7 protein-coding genes are annotated in these 7,474 nt (G+C 65.2%); 5 read left to right on the top strand and 2 right to left on the bottom strand.

All coding sequences use genetic code 11. The features are described from left to right. Positions 1-835: SGNH/GDSL hydrolase family protein (locus P2Q66_RS09345; protein WP_275727490.1), on the bottom strand; the 835-nt coding region annotated here is incomplete at its 3' end. Between the two features lie 283 nt (positions 836-1,118). Here P2Q66_RS09345 and typA point away from each other — a divergent pair. Both typA and P2Q66_RS09335 read left to right on the top strand, forming a co-directional pair. Beyond that, positions 1,119-3,047 carry a translational GTPase TypA gene (typA, locus tag P2Q66_RS09340; protein ID WP_079597340.1) on the top strand — a complete coding sequence of 643 codons (1,929 nt, stop codon included), beginning with the start codon at positions 1,119-1,121 and terminating at the stop codon, positions 3,045-3,047. A gap of 227 nt (positions 3,048-3,274) precedes the next feature. Further along, entirely contained in the window at positions 3,275-4,084 is an 810-nt protein-coding gene (locus P2Q66_RS09335; RefSeq protein ID WP_275727487.1) for a hypothetical protein, read from the top strand. Between the two features lie 49 nt (positions 4,085-4,133). Here the strand turns inward: P2Q66_RS09335 and P2Q66_RS09330 are convergent, their stop codons facing one another. Further along, positions 4,134-4,373 carry a hypothetical protein gene (locus P2Q66_RS09330; protein ID WP_275727485.1) on the bottom strand — a complete coding sequence of 80 codons (240 nt, stop codon included), beginning with the start codon at positions 4,371-4,373 and terminating at the stop codon, positions 4,134-4,136. Between the two features lie 137 nt (positions 4,374-4,510). Between P2Q66_RS09330 and fdxA the strand changes: the two genes are divergently transcribed. The 3 genes from fdxA to P2Q66_RS09315 all read left to right on the top strand — a co-directional run. Then, positions 4,511-4,837 (top strand): ferredoxin, encoded by a 327-nt coding sequence (fdxA, locus tag P2Q66_RS09325; protein WP_009356972.1) that lies wholly within the window; start codon positions 4,511-4,513, stop codon positions 4,835-4,837. A gap of 10 nt (positions 4,838-4,847) precedes the next feature. Further along, positions 4,848-5,996, top strand: coding sequence for a succinyldiaminopimelate transaminase (gene dapC / locus P2Q66_RS09320; RefSeq protein ID WP_275727479.1), 1,149 nt, complete (start codon positions 4,848-4,850; stop codon positions 5,994-5,996). Positions 5,997-6,239: 243 nt separating this feature from the next. After that, positions 6,240-7,474: citrate synthase (locus P2Q66_RS09315; protein WP_275727477.1), on the top strand; the 1,235-nt coding region annotated here is incomplete at its 3' end.

The following is a 7,474-nucleotide window of genomic DNA, read 5'->3' as shown; positions in this document are numbered from 1 at the left end:
CCAGCAGCGGTGCCGTGTCAGGGGCAGCGTTTCGGTCCAGGCCAAGTTCACGCAGCCGGCGCTCCAGCAGCGCTCCAAGCGACTGGCGGCCCGCGGCATTCATGTGGACTGCGTCGGCGAGATCCTTGGCCAGGCCGTACCGGGTGAGCCAGTCGCCCACTGACACAAAGGGCAGCCCGTGGGCCGCCGCCACCGAGCCGAGCAAGGCGTCAACCTCACTGCGGCGCCCCCCGCCCTGGTCCGCGCCGCGTGCCAACGTGCCGATCATCGCCATCCGGGTGCCGGGGTATCGGGCCTGAAGTTCAGCGATCAGCTTTTCCGCGTTACCGGCAATCCGCGTGTCACTCGCCCCGGTGGCGGCGTCATTGCCGCCGCCCTGGATGACGATCAGGGCCGGAGTCCCCGAAGGGAGCAGCCAGTCCCCTTCCAGGAGGGCATCCACATAGTTGCCCGTGCTGCCGTTGGAGGAGACGAATCCGGTGCCGCCGCGCCCGCAGAAGTAGACCTTGTACCCCGCTGCCGCAAGTGCCTGGCGGGGCCAGCCGTCGGCCGGTTCGGACTGCGAGTCCCCAATCAGCAGGACTGTCCGGGTGATCTCGGGGAGAACCGCTTCCAGCCGGCCATTAGCCGGATTCCGGACCTTGGCACCGGCAGCCACCGCGGCGGGCTGCCCGCCGTCCTGCGGATGGCCCGCAGCGGCGGCCGCCGGCGCGGAGGATATCCCGGGGGAGTAGGCGGCGATGCCGCATCCGGACAAGGCCATTAGGGAAGACACTGCCAGAGCGGCCGCGGCCCGGGATGCGCCAATGCGGGTGCGGGCCGAGGCCTTTGTCATGTGGTGTCTCCGGGCTTGCGTTATGCGGCGTGCGTGATGCGTCAGAGCAATCATGTGGCATGCCGGCCTGATAGGCCAGTGGATTTCATCACTATTTTTCGGCGTGGCGCTGGCCCTGCGCGTGCACTCTGTACCTAGGCCGCCAGAAATTTAGGCCAATAAATGCCACTGCCGGTAGACTGGGGGAAGGTGCCCTGTGCTAAGGGCCTTGTCCGTCGTGCGTTCCAGTTGGAAATGTCGCGATACAACAGCTGACTTTCACCACTGAATCGAGCCATTACGCATGTCTGAAACCACCACCAACACCGCGGTAGCCACTGCATCACGCAGTGACCTCCGCAACGTCGCGATTGTGGCCCACGTTGACCACGGCAAGACCACCCTGGTCGACGCCATGCTCAAGCAGACCAACTCTTTTGCCGAGCACAACCACCTCGAAGACCGCGTGATGGACTCCGGTGACCTGGAGCGCGAAAAGGGCATCACCATCCTGGCCAAGAACACCACGGTGGCCTACAACGGTCCGTCCTCCAATGGCGAGACCATCACCATCAACGTTATTGACACCCCGGGCCACGCCGACTTCGGTGGCGAGGTGGAGCGCGGTCTGTCCATGGTGGACGGCGTCGTGCTGCTGGTCGACTCTTCCGAGGGCCCGCTGCCCCAGACCCGCTTCGTGCTGCGCAAGGCCCTTGCCGCGCACCTGCCGGTCATCCTCCTGGTCAACAAGACCGACCGTCCCGACGCCCGCATCGACGAAGTGGTGCACGAGTCCATGGACCTGCTCCTGGGCCTGGCCTCCGACCTTGCGGACGAAGTTCCGGACCTCGACCTGGACAAGGTCCTTGAAGTTCCCGTTGTGTACGCCGCAGCCAAGGTTGGCCGCGCGTCCCTGGAGCAGCCGGCCAACGGCTCCGCCCCGGACAATGAGGACCTTGAGCCGCTGTTCAAGACCATCATCGAGCACATCCCGGCCCCCACCTACAACCCGGAAGGTGTCCTGCAGGCGCACGTCACCAACCTGGACGCCTCCCCGTTCCTGGGCCGCCTCGCGCTGCTCCGCATCTACAACGGCACCCTGCGCAAGGGCCAGCAGGTCGCCTGGGCCCGCGCCAACGGCGAGCTCAAGACCGTGAAGATCACCGAGCTCCTCGCCACCAAGGCACTGGACCGCGTTCCTGCCGAGTCCGCGGGACCTGGTGAGATCGTCGCCGTCGCCGGCATCGAGGACATCACCATCGGCGAAACCCTCACCGACGTCGAGAACCCGCAGCCGCTGCCGCTGATCACCGTGGACGATCCCGCGATCTCCATGACCATCGGTATTAACACCTCGCCGCTGGCCGGCAAGGTCAAGGGCGCCAAGGTTACCGCCCGCCAGGTGAAGGACCGCCTGGACAAGGAACTCATCGGTAACGTCTCCATCAAGGTGCTCCCCACCGAGCGTCCCGACGCCTGGGAAGTCCAGGGCCGTGGCGAGCTCGCGCTGGCCATCCTCGTTGAGCAGATGCGCCGCGAAGGCTTCGAGCTGACCGTGGGCAAGCCGCAGGTTGTCACCAAGACCATCGACGGCAAGATCCACGAGCCGATGGAACACATGACCATCGACGTGCCCGAAGAATACCTCGGGGCCGTCACGCAGCTGATGGCCGCACGCAAGGGCCGCATGACCAACATGGCCAACCACGGTACCGGCTGGTGCCGCATGGAATTCATCGTTCCGGCCCGTGGCCTGATCGGGTTCCGCACCAAGTTCCTCACCGACACCCGCGGCGCCGGCATCGCAGCGTCCATCTCCGAAGGCTACGAGCCGTGGGCCGGCCCCATCGAGTACCGCACCAACGGCTCGATGATTGCCGACCGCGCCGGTGTTGTGACCCCCTTCGCCATGATCAACCTGCAGGAGCGCGGCTCGTTCTTCGTCAAGCCCACCTCCGAGGTTTACGAGGGCATGATCGTGGGCGAGAACTCCCGCGCCGACGACATGGACGTCAACATCACCAAGGAAAAGAAGCTCACCAACATGCGTGCCGCTTCCTCCGACACCTTCGAGAACCTGACGCCGCCGCGCGACCTGACCCTCGAAGAGTCCCTCGAATTCGCCCGCGAGGACGAGTGCGTCGAGGTGACCCCGGAAGCCATCCGCATCCGCAAGGTCATCCTGGACACCAACGAGCGTGCCAAGGCCAACCGCGCCCGCGCCAAGGCCTAGTCCTTCAGGACCTCTTTGAAAGCTGCCGGTACGGCAGGCGGGATTCCCGCCGTCGTGCCGGCAGCTTTTGTTTTGCCATGTTGTACCGGACTGCGTAGTGAAGCCAGGGTTCGGGCCGCAGCGGCAGTCCCAGCGCACCGAGCCCCGCGGCCACTGCGCCCGGACGTTGTCCACATGGCTTCTGTCCCTGCTGTACCCGGGAACCCGGTGACGGGGATCATGCAGTCATGCGAACAGTTTCTGATGCCCTGGCCGGGCTGGGCGGAGTTGCAGGCGTTGACTCACTGAGGCAGGCCGGCGTCACCCGCCGGACACTCGAAGCCGGCCTGTTGGATGCATCCGTTCAAAGAGTGGCCAGGGGTGTTTATGCGCTGCCCGGCGCGGATCCCTTTTTAGTCCACGCCGGTCGCCATCATGCGGTGCCTGGCCGCGTGACCGCCGCCCTAGCAGCAGGGCTGTGGGTCGTACGAAGGCCCGTCGAGCCGCATCTGGCCGCTCGCCACGGCAGGCACATCAACGGTTGCGTGGTGCATCGAAGCCACCTGCCACTGACGCACCTGGACATCGTGGGCCAATCGCTGCGATGCCTGCCGCCGCTCGAAGGCCTGACTATCGCAGAATCGGCGGTCAAACAGGGCCTGGTTCAACTTTCGGAACTGCGCGGCCGGTTTCCAGCGGCACGGGAGAAGGCCTTGTTAGGGCTGGTGGCAAGAATCCGGCCCCAGTCCGGCTCCATCATCGAGACGATGGCCCGGTACCTGCTGGAAGAAGCCGGTCTGACAGTCGAGCTCCAGGTCAACATTCCCGGAATGGGACACCTTGACCTCCTCGTTGACGGCTTGCTGGGCATCGAGACGGACGGGTATGCCCATCACAGCAGCCGGCAGGCGTACAGGGAGGACCGGCGGCGGTGGAACATCACTGTTGTCCGGGGCGTTCCCACGCTCCGCGTAACGTTCGAGATGCTGGTCGGCGAGCCCGGGGAGTTCGTGCGGATGGTTCACCAAGCTCTTGCCGCGTACCGGCGGGCGCACTGAAGCCCGGGTTCGGGCCGCAGCGGCAGTCCCAGCGCAGTGACGGCGCGCTTTACGGTGCCGCGGGGCGGCGGCGCTCCGGCGCCGGCGGGACCTGCTTGGCGGCCACCACAAGGTAAAGGGGAATGACGACGTCGGCCCGCCGGGTGCGGACGGTGCACGCACCGGCGTCGCACGAGACCAGGTGGCCGAGCGCATCGGTCAGACCGTCCTCGATTCGGTACCGCACCACCACCCGTGTTCCGGGTGCGGCGGCGGAAAGGAACCCTGCGGGGGTAGGGGGCTGACTCACCAGTTCATACTAGGCGGCCCGGCTAGGTTCGCGGGAACGGCCTGGGAGATAATAGGCTCAGATGTCAAGAGTCCGGCCAGAGCTGCCGGATGCAAGAACCGGCGGGTTGCCGGAACCAACGTGGAGAGGCCAGGGACGTGACGTACGTAATCGCGCAGCCGTGTGTAGATGTCAAGGACAAGGCATGTATCGAGGAATGCCCCGTCGACTGCATCTATGAAGGTGAGCGTTCGCTGTACATCCATCCGGACGAATGCGTCGACTGCGGCGCCTGCGAGCCCGTTTGCCCGGTCGAGGCCATTTACTACGAGGATGACACTCCCGACGAGTGGGCCGACTACTACAAGGCCAACGTGGAGTTCTTCGACGACCTCGGTTCACCCGGCGGCGCCGCCAAGATCGGCAACACCGGCAAGGACCACCCGATGATCGCCGCGCTGCCCCCGCAGAACCAAGACCACTGACGCAGAAAAGGTGACCGCAGCAGTGACTACGTTTGGCCTTGACCTGCCCGATTACCCGTGGGAGGCCATGGCGCCGTATCTTGCGAAGGCATCGGAGCACCCCGGCGGTGCCGTCAATCTGTCCATCGGCACACCCGTGGACCCCACCCCGGCCCTGGTCCAGGATGCCCTGAAGGCTGCTGCCGACGCGCCGGGGTACCCCACGGTGCACGGCACACCGGCGCTTCGGGAAGCCATCGCCGGCTGGTTCGAACGCCGCCGCGGCGTGGCCGGGCTGGATCCCCGCAACATCATGCCAACGGTAGGTTCCAAGGAACTTGTGGCGTGGCTGCCGCTGCTGCTCGGACTGAAGCCGGGTGACGTCGTCGTACGTCCCAAGGTGGCCTACCCCACGTACGATATCGGCGCCACGCTGGCCGGCGTCACCTCCGTTGCCACCGACAACCTGGACGAGCTCGACGACGCCACCCGTGCGCGCGTCCGGCTCATCTGGGTCAATTCCCCGGGCAACCCGACAGGCAGCGTCCGCGACGCAGACTCCTTGAAAGCGCTGGTTGAGCAGGCCCGGGAGCTGGGGGCCGTGGTGGCCTCGGACGAATGCTACGCAGAACTCGGCTGGGGAACCTGGGATGTGCAGCGCGGCGGCCAGTCCGTCCCCAGCATCCTGGACCCGCGGGTGGCAGGCGGATCGCACCAGGGCCTGCTCTCCGTCTACTCATTGAGCAAGCAGTCCAACCTCGCGGGCTACCGTGCCGCCTTCGTCGCCGGCGATCCGGACCTGATGCCCAACCTGGTCAACAGCCGCAAACACGCCGGCATGATCGTTCCCTACCCCGTGCAGGAAGCCATGCGCGTGGCGCTCGGCGATGACGCGCACGTCGAGGCCCAGAAGGACCTCTACCGGGGCCGGCGGGAGCGGCTGGTTCCGGCACTGCTGGACTTCGGCCTGGAAATCAAGGATTCAGATGCCGGGCTCTACCTGTGGTCCACGGCAGGGGAAGACACCTGGGACACGGTGGCGCGCCTGGCAGAACGGGGCATCGTGGTGGGCCCGGGAGTCTTCTACGGCGAGGCAGGCAACGGTTATGTCCGGGTCGCCCTCACCGGAACCGATAAGCGGATTGACGCCGCAGTGGCCCGGCTGCAGGAAGCCCGGTAGCAAAAAGCCGCGTAACAATCGTGTGACTCGCGCCACACCGCCCGCATTTTAGGGGACTTTAGGCTGTCTCGGATTAGTGACACCCGCCAAGGAGCGGTACTTTTTAAGTGACTATCAATGGTGGCTTTCTACAAGAAGGCAGCCCGGGTGTTGGAACCTGTGTTCTCAGGGTCAGTGCGCGGCTCACCTGATGTTGGATCAAGCTTTCGACAGAGGCCCAGAGAGCCTCATGAAGGGGACTCCATGACTGAGACCAACAACGCGGCTACCCTGCTCCACGCAGGAGGCGAGCTCAAGCTCCCGCGCATCCAGGTTATTGAAGGAAACGAAGGTTACGACGTTTCCAAGCTGCTGAAGCAGACGGGCGCAGTCACCTTTGACCCCGGCTTCATGAACACCGCAGCAACCACCTCGGCTATCACCTACATCGACGGCGATGCGGGCATCCTGCGGTACCGCGGATACCCCATCGAGCAGCTGGCGCAGCACTCCAGCTTCCTCGAGGTGTCCTACCTGCTGATCTACGGCAACCTGCCCACGCCCACCGAGCTGGACGAGTTCGACCAGAAGATCCGGCGCCACACGCTGCTCCACGAGGAGCTGAAGGGCTTCTTCGGCGGCTTCCCCCGCGACGCGCACCCCATGCCCGTCCTGTCCTCCGCAGTGTCCGCGCTGTCCACGTTCTACCAGGACTCGCTGGACCCGTTCAACGCCGAGCAGGTGGAAGTTTCCACCATCCGCCTGATGGCCAAGCTGCCCGTCATCGCCGCCTACGCGCACAAGAAGTCCATCGGCCAGCCCATGCTGTACCCGGACAACTCCCACAACCTGGTGGAGAACTTCCTGCGCCTCAGCTTCGGCCTGCCGGCCGAGCAGTACGAGGTTGACCCCGTCGTCGCCAAGGCCCTGGACCTGCTCCTCATCCTGCACGCCGACCACGAGCAGAACTGCTCCACGTCCACGGTGCGCCTGGTGGGTTCCTCCAACGCCAACCTGTTCGCCTCCGTTTCCGCCGGTATCAACGCACTCTTCGGACCCGCCCACGGCGGCGCCAACGAAGCCGTGCTGAAGATGCTGCGCCAGATCCAGGCCGAGGGCACCAAGCCCGAGGACTACATGGAGAAGGTCAAGAACAAGGAAGACGGCGTCCGGCTGATGGGCTTCGGACACCGCGTCTACAAGAACTACGATCCGCGTGCCAAGATCGTCAAGGCCACGGCCCACGAGATCCTCACCAAGCTCGGCGGCAACGACGAACTGCTGGACATCGCCCTGCGCCTGGAAGAGAAGGCGCTGAACGATGACTACTTCATCCAGCGCAAGCTCTACCCGAACGTGGACTTCTACACCGGCCTGATCTACAAGGCCATGGGCTTCCCGGAGAAGATGTTCACCGTCCTGTTCGCCATCGGCCGCCTCCCCGGCTGGATTGCCCAGTGGCGTGAAATGATCAGCGACCCGAACACTAAGATCGGCCG

Source organism: Arthrobacter sp. Cr_A7 (genome assembly GCF_029222765.1).
In the GTDB taxonomy this organism is placed as follows: Bacteria; Actinomycetota; Actinomycetes; order Actinomycetales; family Micrococcaceae; genus Arthrobacter.
The sequence above is the reverse complement of the archived record's forward strand: the minus strand, read 5'-3'. Positions and strand labels throughout refer to the sequence as shown.